At 60.7% G+C, this 15,085-nt stretch carries 15 protein-coding genes; 14 read left to right on the forward strand and 1 reads right to left on the reverse strand.

Annotated elements, in window-relative coordinates; genetic code table 11:
* The first annotated feature begins 26 nt into the window (after positions 1-26).
* The 14 genes from ACVWY3_RS37205 (at position 27) to ACVWY3_RS37270 (ending at position 13,691) form a co-directional block, all read left to right on the forward strand.
* Positions 27-2,027: a conjugal transfer protein TraG gene (locus ACVWY3_RS37205; RefSeq protein ID WP_456842887.1), complete on the forward strand. Its 2,001-nt coding sequence runs from the start codon at positions 27-29 to the stop codon at positions 2,025-2,027.
* 6 nt (positions 2,028-2,033) lie between these two features.
* On the forward strand, positions 2,034-2,459 hold the full coding sequence (locus ACVWY3_RS37210) for a CopG family transcriptional regulator (protein ID WP_456842888.1): 426 nt from the start codon (positions 2,034-2,036) through the stop codon (positions 2,457-2,459).
* A gap of 134 nt (positions 2,460-2,593) precedes the next feature.
* The gene (locus ACVWY3_RS37215) at positions 2,594-3,922 is read left to right on the forward strand and encodes an MFS transporter (RefSeq protein WP_456842889.1); all 1,329 of its coding nucleotides are present in this window, start codon (positions 2,594-2,596) and stop codon (positions 3,920-3,922) included.
* A gap of 229 nt (positions 3,923-4,151) precedes the next feature.
* On the forward strand, positions 4,152-5,066 hold the full coding sequence (gene trbB, locus ACVWY3_RS37220) for a P-type conjugative transfer ATPase TrbB (RefSeq protein WP_456842890.1): 915 nt from the start codon (positions 4,152-4,154) through the stop codon (positions 5,064-5,066).
* A 34-nt stretch (positions 5,067-5,100) separates the two neighbouring features.
* Positions 5,101-5,391, forward strand: a complete 291-nt coding sequence (locus ACVWY3_RS37225) for a TrbC/VirB2 family protein (protein ID WP_456842891.1) — start codon at positions 5,101-5,103, stop codon at positions 5,389-5,391.
* Positions 5,391-5,654 (forward strand): VirB3 family type IV secretion system protein, encoded by a 264-nt coding sequence (locus ACVWY3_RS37230; RefSeq protein ID WP_018317694.1) that lies wholly within the window; start codon positions 5,391-5,393, stop codon positions 5,652-5,654. The genes ACVWY3_RS37225 and ACVWY3_RS37230 overlap by 1 nt, the downstream gene beginning before the upstream one ends.
* Before the next feature lie 10 nt (positions 5,655-5,664).
* The gene (gene trbE / locus ACVWY3_RS37235) at positions 5,665-8,106 is read left to right on the forward strand and encodes a conjugal transfer protein TrbE (protein ID WP_456842892.1); all 2,442 of its coding nucleotides are present in this window, start codon (positions 5,665-5,667) and stop codon (positions 8,104-8,106) included.
* Positions 8,103-8,837: a P-type conjugative transfer protein TrbJ gene (gene trbJ / locus ACVWY3_RS37240; protein ID WP_456842893.1), complete on the forward strand. Its 735-nt coding sequence runs from the start codon at positions 8,103-8,105 to the stop codon at positions 8,835-8,837. The genes trbE and trbJ overlap by 4 nt, the downstream gene beginning before the upstream one ends.
* Positions 8,834-9,211 (forward strand): putative entry exclusion protein TrbK-alt, encoded by a 378-nt coding sequence (trbK-alt, locus tag ACVWY3_RS37245; protein WP_456842894.1) that lies wholly within the window; start codon positions 8,834-8,836, stop codon positions 9,209-9,211. Before trbJ ends, trbK-alt begins: the two co-directional genes overlap by 4 nt.
* Complete coding sequence (gene trbL / locus ACVWY3_RS37250) at positions 9,208-10,437, forward strand: P-type conjugative transfer protein TrbL (RefSeq protein WP_456842895.1); 1,230 nt, start codon at positions 9,208-9,210, stop codon at positions 10,435-10,437. The genes trbK-alt and trbL overlap by 4 nt, the downstream gene beginning before the upstream one ends.
* A 93-nt stretch (positions 10,438-10,530) precedes the next feature.
* Positions 10,531-11,214, forward strand: coding sequence for a conjugal transfer protein TrbF (gene trbF / locus ACVWY3_RS37255; RefSeq protein WP_456842896.1), 684 nt, complete (start codon positions 10,531-10,533; stop codon positions 11,212-11,214).
* Positions 11,211-12,245 carry a P-type conjugative transfer protein TrbG gene (trbG, locus tag ACVWY3_RS37260; protein WP_456842897.1) on the forward strand — a complete coding sequence of 345 codons (1,035 nt, stop codon included), beginning with the start codon at positions 11,211-11,213 and terminating at the stop codon, positions 12,243-12,245. Before trbF ends, trbG begins: the two co-directional genes overlap by 4 nt.
* Complete coding sequence (locus tag ACVWY3_RS37265; RefSeq protein ID WP_456842898.1) at positions 12,242-13,447, forward strand: TrbI/VirB10 family protein; 1,206 nt, start codon at positions 12,242-12,244, stop codon at positions 13,445-13,447. The genes trbG and ACVWY3_RS37265 overlap by 4 nt, the downstream gene beginning before the upstream one ends.
* A gap of 4 nt (positions 13,448-13,451) precedes the next feature.
* Entirely contained in the window at positions 13,452-13,691 is a 240-nt protein-coding gene (locus tag ACVWY3_RS37270; protein WP_456842899.1) for a DUF2274 domain-containing protein, read from the forward strand.
* Positions 13,692-13,880: 189 nt separating this feature from the next.
* On the opposite strand, the gene ACVWY3_RS37275 is transcribed toward ACVWY3_RS37270, so the two are convergent.
* Complete coding sequence (locus ACVWY3_RS37275) at positions 13,881-14,786, reverse strand: TauD/TfdA dioxygenase family protein (protein WP_456842900.1); 906 nt, start codon at positions 14,784-14,786, stop codon at positions 13,881-13,883.
* Positions 14,787-15,085: the final 299 nt, after the last annotated feature.

Genomic DNA, 15,085 nt, shown 5'->3' on the forward strand with positions numbered 1-15,085 from the left:
AGTTCAGTTGCGGAAGGGCGTTCGGGATGTCCGGAACCAAAATACTCTGGGGGCAGGTGATCGTTGTCGGCCTGATCGTCTTGCTGGCCATCTGGGGAGCAACCGAGTGGACGGCCTGGCGGCTCGCCTGGCAGCCTGAGCTTGGGCGGCCCTGGTTCGAACTGTTGGGCTTCAAGATCTATTACCCGCCCGTCTTCTTCTGGTGGTGGTTCGTCTACGACGCCTACGCTCCGCAGGTTTTTGTCGAGGGGGCCTTCATCGCGGCGTCGGGGACGTTCATTTCGATCGCGGTGGCGATCGGCATGTCGGTGTGGCGGGCACGTGAAGCCAAGAATGTCGAGACCTATGGTTCTGCGCGCTGGGCTGACGCGGAGGAGGTTCGGGCGACGGGATTACTCGGTCCGGATGGTGTGGTGCTGGGTAAGCTCGACCGCGACTACCTCCGCCATGACGGACCGGAGCACGTGCTGTGTTTTGCACCGACTCGGTCCGGCAAGGGTGTCGGGCTCGTCGTTCCTTCGTTGCTGGCTTGGCCTGGCTCGGCCATCGTCCACGACATCAAGGGTGAGAACTGGCAGCTGACCGCCGGCTTCCGCTCGCGGCATGGGCGCGTCTTGTTGTTCGACCCGACCAACCCAAAGTCCTCAGCCTACAATCCGCTCCTCGAGGTCCGCCGAGGGGAATGGGAGGTTCGCGACGTCCAGAACGTGGCCGACGTTCTGGTCGACCCCGAAGGCTCCCTCGACAAGCGGAACCATTGGGAGAAGACCAGTCATTCGCTCCTGGTCGGCGCCATCCTTCATGTCCTCTATGCCGAGGCTGACAAGACCTTGGCTGGCGTCGCCGCTTTTCTGTCCGACCCGAAGCGGCCGATCGAGGTGACACTGAAGGCGATGATGACCACGGCGCATCTCGGCGAGCAGGGCGCCCATCCCGTGGTCGCCTCGACCGCGCGCGAGCTCCTCAACAAATCCGAGAATGAACGTTCAGGCGTCCTCTCTACCGCGATGTCGTTCCTTGGGCTCTACCGCGACCCTGTTGTGGCCCAGGTGACCTGCCGCTGCGATTGGCGGATCGCCGATCTGATCGCAGATAGCCGCCCGACGACGCTGTACCTGGTGGTGCCACCCTCGGATATCTCGCGGACCAAGCCCCTGATCCGGCTGGTGCTGAATCAGATCGGCCGACGCCTGACCGAGGACTTGCACGCCCGCGATCGCCGGCATCGCGTTCTGATGATGCTCGATGAGTTTCCCGCACTCGGGCGGCTCGATTTTTTCGAATCCGCGCTCGCCTTCATGGCGGGATACGGCATCAAGAGTTTCTTGATCGCGCAGTCGCTCAATCAGATCGAGAAGGCTTACGGGCCCAACAACGCCATTCTGGACAACTGCCACGTCCGGGTCAGCTTTGCGACCAATGACGAGCGGACGGCGAAGCGTGTGTCCGACGCGCTCGGTACGGCGACCGAGATGAGGGCGATGAAGAACTATGCCGGTCACAGATTGAACCCGTGGCTGGGGCACCTGATGGTCTCGCGCCAGGAGACGGCAAGGCCGCTTTTGACCCCGGGCGAGGTCATGCAGCTTCCGCCGATGGACGAGATCGTCATGGTGGCGGGGACGGCGCCGATCCGGGCGAAGAAGGTCCGCTACTACGAGGATCGGCGGTTCACCGAGCGGGTTCTGCCGCCGCCCGATCCGGCGAGCGCCGGCCGATCATCGCGAACGGACGGATGGTCGGACGGATGGTCAGCGCGCGGACCATTGAAGTCGACGGCAGGTCCAACTGACAAAGCCGCGGAGGCGGAGGACGACACGGCGAACAGCGGGCTCCGTCGCGAGCCCGAACTCCCCGATCACGTCGCGATCGCCAAGGAGACAACCGAACCGACACCGGCAGAGGAGTTTGCCGTGGTTCTTGACGATGACGAGGATGCGGTCCGCCAGTCTCGACTTATACGCCAGCAGATGCGTGGCGTCGCCCGTCAGGTCGCCATGGATCCGAATGACGGTATGGAGGTCTGAGGCAATATGCGCGACCGGATGAACGTCTATTTCCCGCCAGAACTTCTGAAACAGATCTCCGACCTCGCCGATCACAAAAAACTTTCCCGGTCTGCTATCGTGGAAGCGGCTGTCGCTTCGTTTCTATCGCCGGACGGTGCGGACAGGCGGGAGGCAGCCTTTGCCCGGCGCCTGGATCGGCTGTCCCGTCAGATGCAGAGGTTAGAGCGCGACGTTGGTTTGACAGCCGAGACTTTGGCGCTCTTCATTCGGTTCTGGCTGATGATCACGCCCCCACTACCCAACGACGCGCAGGCGGCCGCGCAGGCAAAAGGCCGGGAGCGGTTTGAAGGATTTGTCGAAGCGCTCGGGCGCCGCTTGCAAAAGGGGCAAAGCTTTCTGCGCGAAATTCCGGAAGATATCCGCCGTCAGGAACCGGCCGAAGAAACCTGATCGAACCATGTAGACAGACCACTTCGCCGGTCCTTCTTTTTCTACGCCAGCCTACGATCGCAGCGATTTAGCCGAACTGACGAAAAGCTGGTCGCGCTATCGGCTCAAAAGAGCTGACAGCGAGAGGGGCCGGCATGCAAATTTCAAATGGATGGCGTGGAATTGCGCGCGTTTTTCTCCCTTTTGCTGCTGGATACTATCTTTCGTATCTATTTCGAACGATCAACGCTTTGATCGCCAGTCATCTCAGCTCGGATGCCGGGCTTGGGACTGCCGACCTCGGGTTGCTCACGTCAGTCTATTTCCTGGTTTTTGCGGCGGCTCAGATCCCCGTCGGTATACTGTTGGACCGCTTTGGTCCGCGGCGCGTCCAAAGTGTTCTGCTCTTACTCGCAGCAGCGGGCGCTGGGCTGTTCGCGGTATCGACCAGCTTCCTGTCACTTTTGATCGCCCGTGCAATGATTGGACTCGGCGTGGCCGCGGCGCTGACGGCAGGACTCAAATCCATCATCCTTTGGTTCCCCAGGGAGCGAGTTGCCTTGCTGAACGGCTACATGATCATGCTGGGATCGCTAGGAGCGGTGACCGCTACGGCTCCCGTCGAGCACCTGCTCGCCTGGATGGGCTGGCGACCGCTCTTTGAAATCCTGGCAGCCGCTACGGGTGTGACGGCCATTCTCATCTATGTCGTGGTGCCTGAACGACCCATTGTCCCATCAACCGTGCACGCCACCCTTGGCTCCGTTTTCGGCGATCGGCGCTTCTGGCGAATCGCACCGTTGTCGGCGACTTGCATTGGATCGGCCTGGTCTCTGCAAGGTTTGTGGGCATCGCCATGGCTGACAGACGTCGAGGGGCTTGATCGCGCAAGTCTGGTCCGACAGCTTCTTACAATGTCGATCGTCTTGAGCGGCGGTGCCTGGTTGTTCGGTACGACGGTCCATTACATCAAGCGGAGGGGAATCGGGGCGGAGAGGATATTAGTGATGGTAGCAGTTCTGTTTGTCGCAGCCGAGTTAGCCTTGACCTTGCGAGCACCTCTGCCGTCCATTGTGCCCTGGTCCGTAGTCGCCATCGTCGGAACGGCCAGTGTAGCCAGCTTCGCGGTGATAGCGGATTACTTTCCGCCTGAGGTAGCTGGTCGCGCCAATGGCGCCCTGAACGTCCTGCACTTCGGTTGGGCATTTTTGGCTCAATTCGGGACTGGCCTGATTCTGGAGCAATGGTCTGCGAATGGTGGCCATAGGCCCGTCCAGGCCTATCAAGTCGCGTTCGGTCTCAACGTAGCACTTCAGATCGCGGCGCTGCTCTGGTTCGCGCTACCTTGGGGCGGATACCTAGCTTCACGGATGAGGTCGACTCCGTTCTTGGCGCCGGCTGATGTTTTCGACCTTGCCCTGTCGGCAACCTCGTATGAGGATTGGGTCATTCTCCCGCCCGCGGAAGACGATGCCGCGTGGTAAACAACACCTCGCCGTGGACGGGTACGATTGAGTGGCCGCCGAATATCAGTCTCAGTCTTCCTTTTTCTACGCCAGCCTACGATCACCGAAAGCGGTTGTTGCGCCAAGTCCATTGGTGCTTTTTCTAATCATCCCCATCTGAGGGCCCTCTGTGGACGCCCTCATTCGGTGGGGACGAACGGTGGCAATCCATTCCTTTCAATCGGAAGCGAGTTCACGCGGCGCACGAATGCTGCGCAGCGCGCTAGGCTCGGCGATTGCTGGCTACCTCGAAGACGAAGCGATCATCGAGGTGATGCTCAATCCCGATGGGCGGCTGTGGATCGACCGGTTGTCGAATGGCCTTATCGACACAGGCGAAACCCTGTCCGCAGCGGATGGCGAGCGCATTGTTCGCTTGGTAGCCCATCACGTAGGCGCCGAGGTGCATGCCGGCGCGCCACGGGTTTCGGCCGAGCTACCCGGGACTGGCGAGCGCTTCGAAGGTCTCTTGCCTCCGGTCGTTGCCGCACCCGCCTTTGCCATCCGCAAGCCCGCCGTCGCCGTGTTTACGCTCGACGACTACGTCGCCAGGGAGATCATGACCTCGGAGCAGGCCAGGATCCTGAAGAACGCGGTCGCCGCACGAAAAAATATTCTTGTCGCCGGTGGGACATCGACCGGCAAGACGACCTTGACGAATGCGCTCCTGACCGAGGTGGCAAAGACTGCTGATCGGGTCGTGCTGATCGAAGATACCCGCGAACTTCAGTGCAAAGCGCCCAATCTAGTGGCGCTGCGGACCAAAGATGGCGTGGCTACGCTATCGGATCTCGTTCGGTCCTCGCTGCGCCTACGACCTGATCGCATTCCGGTTGGCGAGGTCCGCGGTGCCGAAGCGCTCGACCTGCTCAAGGCATGGGGCACAGGCCACCCCGGCGGCATCGGCACCATTCATGCGGGCAGCGCGACCGGTGCGTTGCGGCGGCTCGAGCAGCTCATCCAGGAAGCCGTCATCACCGTTCCGCGCGCCCTGATCGCTGAGACGATCAACCTCGTCGCCGTCCTTGCGGGCCGCGGCGCTGACCGCCGCCTCGCTGAACTCGCCCGCGTAACAGGGCTTAGTGCCGCTGGCGACTACAACCTTTCATCAGCAGGAGACTGACATGCGTCAGAAAGTTCGCTTTCTTCGAGATTCAATGTTGGGCGCTTTCGGCACGGTGCTTTTAGGAGCGGCGCCGGCATGGGCGGCTGGCTCGAACATGCCGTGGGAGCAGCCACTCAATCAGATCTTGCAGTCGGTGGAAGGTCCGGTCGCCAAGATCATCGCCGTCATCATCATCGTGGTGACCGGACTGACGCTCGCGTTCGGGGACTCGTCAGGCGGTTTCCGCAGGCTGATCCAGATCGTGTTCGGTCTTTCGATCGCGTTTGCGGCCTCGAGCTTCTTCCTGTCGTTCTTTTCATTCGGCGGCGGCGTGGTGATCTGATGGATGATCAGGTCGCAGGCTTTGTCGTGCCCGTTCATCGCGCGCTCACTGAGCCGATCCTGATGGGCGGCGCGCCGCGGTCAGTTGCGATCGTGAACGGTACGCTTGCGGCAGCCCTTGGGCTGGGATTGCGGCTCTGGATCGCGGGCCTCGTCCTCTGGTTCATCGGCCACATGGCCGCCGTCTGGGCCACCAAGCGCGATCCCGCCTTCGTCGATGTGGTGCGCCGGCATCTGCGCATTCCCGCCCATCTCAACACCTGAGCTCCTGTCCATGATGAACCTTGCCGAATATCGCCGTTCCAGCGCGCGCCTCGCCGACTTCCTGCCTTGGGCAGCTCTTGTCGACGAAGGAATCATTCTGAACAAGGACGGCTCGTTCCAGCGGACAGCAAGGTTCCGCGGACCCGACCTGGATAGCGCAGTACCGGCTGAACTCGTCGCCGTCGCCGGTCGCTTAAATAACGCCTTGCGTCGCCTGGGGTCAGGCTGGGCCGTGTTTGTCGAGGCGCAGCGCCATTTTGCAGGGACCTATCCTCCGAGCACCTTTCCGGATGTCGCATCCGCACTGGTTGACGCTGAGCGCAGAGCGCAGTTTGAGGAGGCGGGCGCTCACTATGAGTCCAGCTACTTCCTCACCTTTCTCTATCTACCGCCGGAGGAGGGGGCCGCCAGGGCAGAGCAACTGCTTTACGAGGGTCGTGATCGTACCGTTGGAGCGGACGCGCGTGAGGTGCTGCGCGGGTTTGTCGACCAAACAAACCGTGTTCTGCAACTCGTCGAAGGGTTCATGCCGGAATGTACCTGGCTCGATGATCAGGACACGCTGACCTACCTGCATTCGACGATCTCAACCAAGCGTCATCGTGTTCGGGTGCCAGAAATTCCGATGTATATCGATGCGCTGTTGGCCGACCAGCCGCTGACCGGCGGGCTCGAGCCGATGCTGGGTTCGGCCAATGTGCGGGTGCTGACGATCGTGGGCTTTCCTGGGGCGACGACCCCGGGAATTCTGGATGACCTGAATCGCCTGCCGTTTTCGTATCGCTGGTCAACCCGGGCGATCATGCTCGACAAGACCGACGCCACCAAGCTGCTGACCAAAATCCGCCGCCAGTGGTTCGCGAAGAGAAAGTCCATCGGTTTCATCCTCAAGGAGGTCATAACCAACGAGCCGTCGGCGCTGCTCGATACAGACGCCCACAATAAGGCGATCGATGCCGACGCGGCATTGCAGGAACTGGGATCGGATCAGACCGGACAAGCCTTTGTTACGGCAACCATCACTGTCTGGGACCGCGATCCCAATGCTGCAGATGAAAAGCTGCGGCTGGTCGAGAAGGTCATTCAGGGCCGCGATTTCACCTGTATGATTGAAACGGTGAATGCCGTAGAAGCCTGGCTCGGCAGTCTGCCCGGGCACGTCTACGCCAATGTCCGGCAGCCGCCGGTTTCGACCCTCAATCTCGCTCATATGATTCCGATGTCGGCCGTGTGGGCGGGCGAGGCGAGGGACCTGCACTTCAAGGGTCCGCCGCTTCTGTTCGGCAAGACCGAGGGATCAACGCCGTTCCGCTTCTCCCTTCACGTCGGTGACGTCGGCCACACCCTCGTGGTCGGCCCGACTGGCGCGGGCAAGTCGGTATTGCTCGCTCTGATGGCGTTGCAATTCCGGCGTTACCCGAACTCTCAGGTCTTTGCCTTCGATTTCGGCGGGTCGATCCGGGCGGCCGCCCTCGCCATGGGTGGCGATTGGCATGATCTAGGCGGCGCATTGTCTGACGAGAGTGGAAACCCCGTCGCCCTGCAGCCGCTAGCCTGGATCGATGATCCCTCTGAGCGCGGATGGGCCACGGAATGGATCGGCGCGATCCTGGCACGGGAAAAGGTCGAGATCACCCCGGAGGTCAAGGATCATCTCTGGTCGGCGCTGACATCTCTCTCCTCGGCGCCGAGGGAGGAGCGCACCCTGACGGGTCTGTCAGTCTTGCTCCAATCGAACTCTCTAAAACGCGCCTTGCAACCCTATTGCCTCGGCGGTCCATCCGGGCGCCTGCTTGATGCTGAATTCGAGCGCCTTGGCGAGGCGTCGGTCCAGGCGTTTGAGACCGAAGGCTTGATTGGAACAAGTGCTGCGCCGGCCGTACTGGCGTATCTCTTTCATCGTATTGGGGACCGTCTCGATGGCCGTCCGACACTCCTGATTGTCGATGAAGGTTGGCTTGCCCTGGATGACGAGGATTTCGCCGGTCAGCTCCGGGAATGGCTGAAGACGCTTCGGAAGAAGAACGCGTCCGTCATCTTCGCCACGCAGTCACTTTCGGACATCGATGGCTCCGCGATTGCGCCGGCGATCATCGAGAGCTGTCCAACACGGTTGTTGCTGCCGAACGAACGGGCGATCGAACCGCAAATCACCGCCATCTACCGTCGCTTCGGCCTCAACGACCGCCAGATCGAGCTTCTGAGCCGCGCAACGCCAAAGCGCGACTACTACTGCCAGTCGCGTCGGGGCAACCGGATGTTCGAACTTGGGCTTGGTGAGGTCGCACTCGCCTTTACCGCAGCCTCTTCCAAGACAGACCAAGCCGCGATCGCGCAACTCCTCGCCGAACATGGACCCGACGGCTTCGTGCCGGCCTGGCTCCAGCACCGTGGCGTCGCCTGGGCCCTCGACCTGATCCCCAATCTCGTCAATCTGGAGAAATCGCTATGAGGCGTTTTGGCCTATTGGCGGCCGTTGGCACCGTCGCGCTGATGCTTGGCGTCACGGTGCCCGCGCGGGCGCAGTGGATCGTCTTTGATCCCAACAACTACGTTCAGAATGTTCTGACTGCTGCGCGGGAGCTGCAGCAGATCAACAATCAGATCACCTCGCTGCAGAACGAGGCGCAGATGTTGATCAACCAGGCGAAGAACCTGGCAAACCTGCCGTATTCGTCGCTGCAGCAATTGCAATCCTCGATCCAGCGGACCCAGCAATTGCTGGCCCAGGCCCAGCGTATCGCTTATGACGTGCAGCAGGTCGATCGTGCCTTCTCGACCAGCTACGCGCCGGCGATCGGCAGCCAATCGAACCAGTTGCTGATCTCCAACGCCCAATCCCGGTGGCAAAATACTTACTCGGCAACACAAGACGCGCTTCGCGTCCAGGCCGGCATCGTTGGTAATCTCGACACCAACCGCATCCAGACGTCCGCGCTTGTAACATCGAGTCAAGGCGCCAGCGGCGCTCTGCAAGCGACGCAGGCCGGCAATCAGATCCTCGCGCTGAACGCGCAGCAGCTCGCCGACCTCACCGCTGTCGTAACGGCGCAAGGCAGGGCGCAGAGCCTCGAAGCCGCTCAGCGCACCTCGGCCCAGGATCAGGGACGGGAACAGCTTCGGCGCTTCCTGACACCGGGGCAGGGCTATCAATCATCCAATGTGCAGATGTTCCACCAATGAGCGACATAAGGGCATTCAAGGCGTTGTCGCTACTTACGACAATCGGCGTGTTTGTTGTCACTGCCTGCACGATTCAGCTTCGTGGCGGAGACGGTTCTCCGCCGCCGCCGAAGGCGGAGCAGACGACCGATGCAACCAGCGCGGACCTCGCACGCTGCCGCAGCGTCACTGCGGAGGAAACGCCTGGCTATCAGCATTGTAGGCAGGTCTGGGCCGAAAACAGGCGCCGCTTCTTGGCCAAGAAATCCGGTGCCGCGGTTTCTGGCCAAGAAGAACCCGCCGCAGCGTTGGCGCCCGTCCCAAAGGATCAGAGCCGGATTCCACAAGGATATCCGCAAACGCAGCCGGCGACACCCGACGCGAGCAAGCCATGACTGGTACCGGGATCATCGACCAATTCCTGGAAACGTTCACGCGATATATCGACAACGGTTTTGGGCTGCTCGGCAGCGATGTCGGATATCTCGCAACGACCCTTGCTGCGATCGACATCACGCTCGCCGCGTTGTTCTGGAGTTGGGGGCCAGACGAAGACATCATCGCGCGCCTCGTCAAGAAAACGCTCTTTGTAGGCGTTTTTGCCTATCTTATTAGTAACTGGAACAGTCTGGCACGCATTGTCTTCGAGAGTTTTGCCGGTCTTGGGCTGAAAGCATCGGGCGCAAGCCTGTCCGCATCCGCTTTCCTTCGGCCCGGTAAGATCGCACAGGTCGGGCTCGACGCCGGCCGACCGCTGCTCGACTCGATCTCCAATCTGATGGGCTACATCAGTTTCTTCGAGAATTTCGTCCAGATCGTCGTTCTCCTGTTCGCCTGGGTCGTGGTGTTGCTCGCCTTCTTCATTCTGGCGATCCAGCTCTTCGTTACCCTGATCGAGTTCAAGCTCACCACCCTGGCCGGCTTCGTGCTCATTCCGTTTGGATTGTTTGGCAAGACCGCCTTCGCGGCCGAGCGGGTCCTGGGCAACGTCATCTCTTCAGGAATCAAGGTCCTGGTCCTGGCCGTCATCGTCGGGATCGGCTCGACGCTGTTTTCGCAGTTCACTGCAGGCTTCGGCGGCGCCCAGCCGACAATCGAAGACGCGATGACGCTGGTGCTCGCAGCGCTTTCCTTGCTGGGCCTCGGCATCTTTGGTCCGGGTATCGCAAACGGCCTGGTGTCGGGCGGACCGCAGCTCGGCGTGGGTGCCGCGGTTGGAACAGGCCTTGCTGCCGGCGGCGTTCTTGCGGCGGGCGCAGGTCTCGCCGCTGGTGGCGCTAGTCTTGCTGGTGGTGCGATTGCAGGTGCCGCGCGCGGTGGGGGTGCCGTCTTGAGCGGTGCGTCCGCCGCCTATCGAAGCGGAGGCATGGCCGGCGTTGCGGAGGCGGGTAGCTCCGCTTCAATGAGCCCGTTGCGTCGTGCAGCGGCTGTGCTCGGTGGAGGTGGGAAAGCCGGTGCGCAGACCGCGAACACTTCGGCCGAAGGGCAGCCCGATTGGGCGCGACGCATGAAGCGCGCCGAGTCTATTCGGCATGGTGCCTCGGCCGCTAGCCAGGCCGTTCGCTCGGGCGATCATGGTGGCAGCGGCTCCTCCGTCGATTTGTCTGAAGGAGAGCGCTGACACGCACAAATGCACCTCCGCCGCACAGGAGCGCCGCAAATCCTTCCCATCGCACGACTTGAAACCAATCATTCGATATCAGGGGCAGCATCGATGTTTAGACGAACTTCCGTTCATTACGGGCGCATGCCCGAACCGGTCACACCGTATCAGAAAGCAGCGCAGGTTTGGGACGAACGCATTGGATCTGCCCGCGTCCAGGCCAAAAATTGGCGCCTGATGGCGTTCGGCTGCTTGATGTTATCGGCTGGACTCGCGGGTGGACTTGTCTGGCAATCGAGCCAGGGGTCGATCACGCCGTGGGTGGTCGAAGTGGATCATCTCGGCCAGGCTCAAAGGGTCGCGCCAGCAAAAATCGATTATCAACCCACTGATGCGCAGATCGCCTACCATCTGGCGCGCTTTATCGAGGATGTCAGAGGTCTGCCGGCCGACGGCATCGTTCTGCGCCAAAACTGGCTCCGCGCCTATGATTTCACAACTGATCGCGGCGCCGCTGCGCTCAACGACTACGCGCGCAACAATGACCCCTTTGCCAAGTTGGGCAAGGCGCAAATCTCCGTCGACGTATCGAGCGTCATTCGCGCATCGTCGGAAAGTTTTCGCGTCGCGTGGACCGAGCGTGTCTACGACAACGGTTCGTTGAGCTCGACCGAGCGCTGGACTGCCATTTTCACCATCGTGATCGAAACGCCGCGCGATGCCGAACGCCTGCGCAAGAATCCTCTTGGCGTCTACGTTCGCGCCATCAACTGGTCAAAGGAGTTGAGTCAGTGATCAAGACCCTGTCTGAGGTTCATTCGAACCATCCTGTCGCGCAAGGCAGGCTCAACCTGGCCCGGCGCAGGTTAGTGACCTTGAAGCGAACAAGTTTGCAGGCTCTCCTGCTTTGCTCATCGGTGCTTGGTGGGTGCGCGACGTACATTCCGCCGGAGATCAGCTATGACGCTGAAGTCCCTCCGTTGCCAGCACCACCCGTCGCTCTCGACGACAGACCAAGAACGCTTCACGTTCCACCCCTCTGGAAACCGGCTTTTGGCGGCAAGTCGGGAGGGAAGGAAGACGCCGAACCCGTGAGCCGGGTCGAGACGGCAAACAGCGCCGCCCGGGTCGAGCCGCGCAAGCGGGGGTATTTCAATGCGGCGCAAATTTACGCCTACAGTCCCGGGGCTCTCTATCAGATTTATGCCGCACCCGGGCAGATCACGGATATCGCACTCGAGGAAGGAGAGCAGTTGACGGGATCGGGGCCGATCGCGGCCGGGGATACCGTGCGCTGGGTCGTCGGCGATACCGAGAGCGGGAGCGGCGACACACGGCGCGTCCATATTCTGGTCAAGCCGACCCGCGCTTCGATCGAGACCAACCTCGTCGTCAATACCGACCGGCGCACCTACTTGATCGAGCTCCGCTCCCGCGAACGGCCATACATGCCATCCGTTGCCTGGTACTATCCAGAATCGGCACGCGAACGATCCCGTTCGGGCGCTCTGAAGCCCGTTCTTCCGGACCCGGTGCAGCGCATCTCCCGCTATGCCATCGAAGGGGACAGTCCTCCCTGGCGGCCGCTCGCCGCATATGACGATGGCCGCAAGGTCTATGTCGAATTCCCGCAAGGCATCGTGCAAGGCGAGATGCCTCCGCTCTTCGTCATCGGTCCAGACGGCAAGACTGAACTCGTCAACTATCGCGCTTACGGCAACGTCTTGATCGTCGATCGGCTGTTTGCTGCCGCCGAACTGCGGCTGGGCGGTGAGCACCAGCAGAAGGTACGTATTGTCCGGACCGACGGGAGGCCGTCGTCATGAACACTCGGAATGTAAGCGATCACGAGCAAGCAGTTCCGCCGGAGACACAAGGGGAGCGGTCAGAGAGCTTCCGCTTGAGAGCAGAGCATCCCCGCGTGACGCGATTGTCGCGGAAGATCCTGGCCGGCGGGAGCGCAGTTGCATTACTTGTCATCGGCGGAGCGGTGCTGTGGTCGCTGCAGAGCAATCATCCACGCAATCAAGCGGCCGATGAGCTTTACAGTACCGACCATCACAATGTTGCCGACGGAATTACGATGCTGCCGAAGGACTATGCCGGCGTTCCGCGCCAGCCAATCCCGCAGCTTGGTCCGCCGCTCCCCGGGGACCTTGGTCGGCCGATCCTTGCCGCTCAGGGCCAGTCGCCGGCGATCGGCGCCGATCCGGAGCAGCAGCGCCGGGAACAAGAGACCGAGGCAGCCCGCACCAGCCATTTGTTCGCTGCGATCAATGGCGGAGCGCGTCCGCCCGCTGCGGCGGTTGAAAACGACCGAGTCACGCCACCGAATGCAACGAGCACTGGCGACGATGGATCTGCGCAGAACGGCCAGGACCGCAAGCTTGCCTTCGTGAACGCCTCTGTGGACCGCCGAGCGGTAAGCCCTGACCGTATCGCCAAACCCTCTTCACCATACATCGTGCAGGCTGGGACGGTGATTTCAGGGGCGCTTATCACCGGGATCCGATCGGACCTTCCAGGCCAAGTGACCGCGCAGGTCGTGGAGAACCTTTTTGACTCACCGACCGGCCGCTTTCTGCTTGTGCCCCAGGGAGCGCGTCTGATCGGGGTCTACGATAGCCAGGTCGCGTTCAGCCAATCCCGTGTGTTGCTTGTCTGGACACGGCTGATCATGCCGAATGGACGTTCAATCGTTCTGGAGCGGCAGCCTGGCGCTGATGCCGCAGGATATGCAGGCCTCGAAGACCAGGTCGACAATCACTGGGGTGAGCTGTTTAAGGGTGCGGCACTGTCCACGTTTCTGGCGGTCGGGACCGAACTGGGAGCCGGCTCTGATACCAACAGCAACGACAGCGCAATCATCCAAGCATTGCGGCACGGGGCCTCGGACTCACTGAACCAGACCGGACAGCAGGTAGTTCGGCGCAGTCTCAACATCCAGCCCACGCTGACCGTGCGACCTGGTTTCCCGGTTCGTGTTCTTGTCAATCATGATCTGATACTTGCCCCGTATAGAGGGTGACAACATGCCCAAACTTAAAATAGGAGAGCTTCCAGACGACAAGCCGGTCAAAGTGAGTGCGGAGCTGCCCGCGGCCGTGCATCGTGATCTCATTGCATATGCAGAAGTGCTTACGCGTCAGTGTGGTCAACTGGTCGATCCAACTAAACTCATCGCCCCAATGTTGGCGCGCTTTATGGCCACTGACCGAGAATTTTCTAAACTGAAACGTGAAGGCCACGTACCGGCCACCGAAGGACAGTGATGCTCGTGGTTTCCTCGAAGCCCTTGCCCACGCTAAATAGTTGCCAGCACAGCGAAACGCTGCCCAGTTGGCATCAAGAGCTGAGATATGGCGTCGCAAAGTGTGTGTGCTTTCGAGTTTGCCCCGAAACAGCTCCGATTGCCAATTTTTCCCAGTTTTCAGCGGGGGGCGCTGGGCGTCGACGTGCAGTTATTCGGTCATCTTTCGCGTTACACTGCTCCGGCCATCGACACTGACAGGCACGTCACCCTCGATCGTGGCCCGACGTACGACGCGATGCTGGTCCCCGTAATCGTTGACCGCGTAATGCTGCGTTGCGCGGTTATCCCACAGCGCAATATCGCCCTCTAACCAATTCCAACGCACAGTGTTTTCGGGCGCAGTGATGTGAGACTGGAGCAGATCGAATAGCTTTTGTCCGTCGTATTTGCGGATTCCAATAAAGTGCTTCACCAAGGCGCCGAGCACTAGCGTCCGCTCGCCCGTTTCGGGATGGACGCGTACGACGGGATGCTCGGTCTCAAAAACCGTTCTGGTGAACACCTCGTCAAAATGTTTCTTGTCGACCTCACGGACCCGTGCGATCCCGGCGTAATCGAAGACGTTGCTGTGAACGGCCCATAGGGCCTCGGCAAGCCGTTGTAGCGGCGGCGGCAGACCAAGATAAGCGGCAGCTGTGTTCGACCATACGGTGTCGCCTCCGAACACTGGCATTACAACGGCCCGCAGGACCAAAATCTTGGGATAGGCGTCGGCGAAGGTCCCATCCGCATGCCAAACGTCGGCACGACCGCCGCCGCGAGTGGAGTCCAGTTCGAGGAGAGACGCCATCCCTTTGGTAGCACCGAGCATCGGATGTGGCACTAGCTTTCCGAGACGAGCGGCAAAGCGCTCATGCTCAGCGTCATTGAGATGTCCTTGATTGCGGAAGAAGATCACCTTGTGCTCGAGCAATAAGCTGTTGATCGCGGCGATCGTGTGGTCCGGTAGGTCGCCTGATAGCTTGATATTTTTGACTTCGGCTCCGATGCGCGCTGCACGTTTCACAACATCGGTGCTCGGAATGGCGCCTGCGATCAAAGCGTTTGTGCTCATCTTGCTTTTCCAAGCCCTTGCAGTTCTTCCTCACCCCTTGGGACAAATGATCTTCAGCAAGCATCGTGCCAAGCAAAACGCAAGCATGTACTCGATCATGGGCAGTAAACGAATCGTGGCATTTGGCGCGAGTCCCTCGAACTGAGCCAGTGGTTGGGCCGAGTGACGAAAGAACTCGCTCATCGAGCTCACCCTTTCGAATGTCGAATCGCGAAGCGAGAGCAGGAGCGAGCAAATGGCAGATCTTCGGTCATGCTCTTGTAATCACTAACAGCGTTGAAGAAGGCAGTGCTTTTGTT

It is taken from the genome of Bradyrhizobium sp. USDA 4486 (assembly GCF_054057995.1).

Excerpts from the sequence above, each read along its gene's own strand:
- trbF (WP_456842896.1), top strand. The coding sequence starts at position 10,531 with ATGTTTAGACGAACTTCCGTTCATTACGGGCGCATGCCCGAACCGGTC.
- ACVWY3_RS37275 (WP_456842900.1), bottom strand. The coding sequence starts at position 14,786 with ATGAGCACAAACGCTTTGATCGCAGGCGCCATTCCGAGCACCGATGTT.
- trbJ (WP_456842893.1), top strand. The coding sequence starts at position 8,103 with ATGAGGCGTTTTGGCCTATTGGCGGCCGTTGGCACCGTCGCGCTGATG.
- ACVWY3_RS37205 (WP_456842887.1), top strand. The coding sequence starts at position 27 with ATGTCCGGAACCAAAATACTCTGGGGGCAGGTGATCGTTGTCGGCCTG.
- ACVWY3_RS37270 (WP_456842899.1), top strand. The coding sequence starts at position 13,452 with ATGCCCAAACTTAAAATAGGAGAGCTTCCAGACGACAAGCCGGTCAAA.
- ACVWY3_RS37215 (WP_456842889.1), top strand. The coding sequence starts at position 2,594 with ATGCAAATTTCAAATGGATGGCGTGGAATTGCGCGCGTTTTTCTCCCT.
- ACVWY3_RS37230 (WP_018317694.1), top strand. The coding sequence starts at position 5,391 with ATGGATGATCAGGTCGCAGGCTTTGTCGTGCCCGTTCATCGCGCGCTC.
- trbE (WP_456842892.1), top strand. The coding sequence starts at position 5,665 with ATGATGAACCTTGCCGAATATCGCCGTTCCAGCGCGCGCCTCGCCGAC.
- ACVWY3_RS37225 (WP_456842891.1), top strand. The coding sequence starts at position 5,101 with ATGTTGGGCGCTTTCGGCACGGTGCTTTTAGGAGCGGCGCCGGCATGG.
- trbB (WP_456842890.1), top strand. The coding sequence starts at position 4,152 with ATGCTGCGCAGCGCGCTAGGCTCGGCGATTGCTGGCTACCTCGAAGAC.
- ACVWY3_RS37265 (WP_456842898.1), top strand. The coding sequence starts at position 12,242 with ATGAACACTCGGAATGTAAGCGATCACGAGCAAGCAGTTCCGCCGGAG.
- trbK-alt (WP_456842894.1), top strand. The coding sequence starts at position 8,834 with ATGAGCGACATAAGGGCATTCAAGGCGTTGTCGCTACTTACGACAATC.
- trbL (WP_456842895.1), top strand. The coding sequence starts at position 9,208 with ATGACTGGTACCGGGATCATCGACCAATTCCTGGAAACGTTCACGCGA.
- ACVWY3_RS37210 (WP_456842888.1), top strand. The coding sequence starts at position 2,034 with ATGCGCGACCGGATGAACGTCTATTTCCCGCCAGAACTTCTGAAACAG.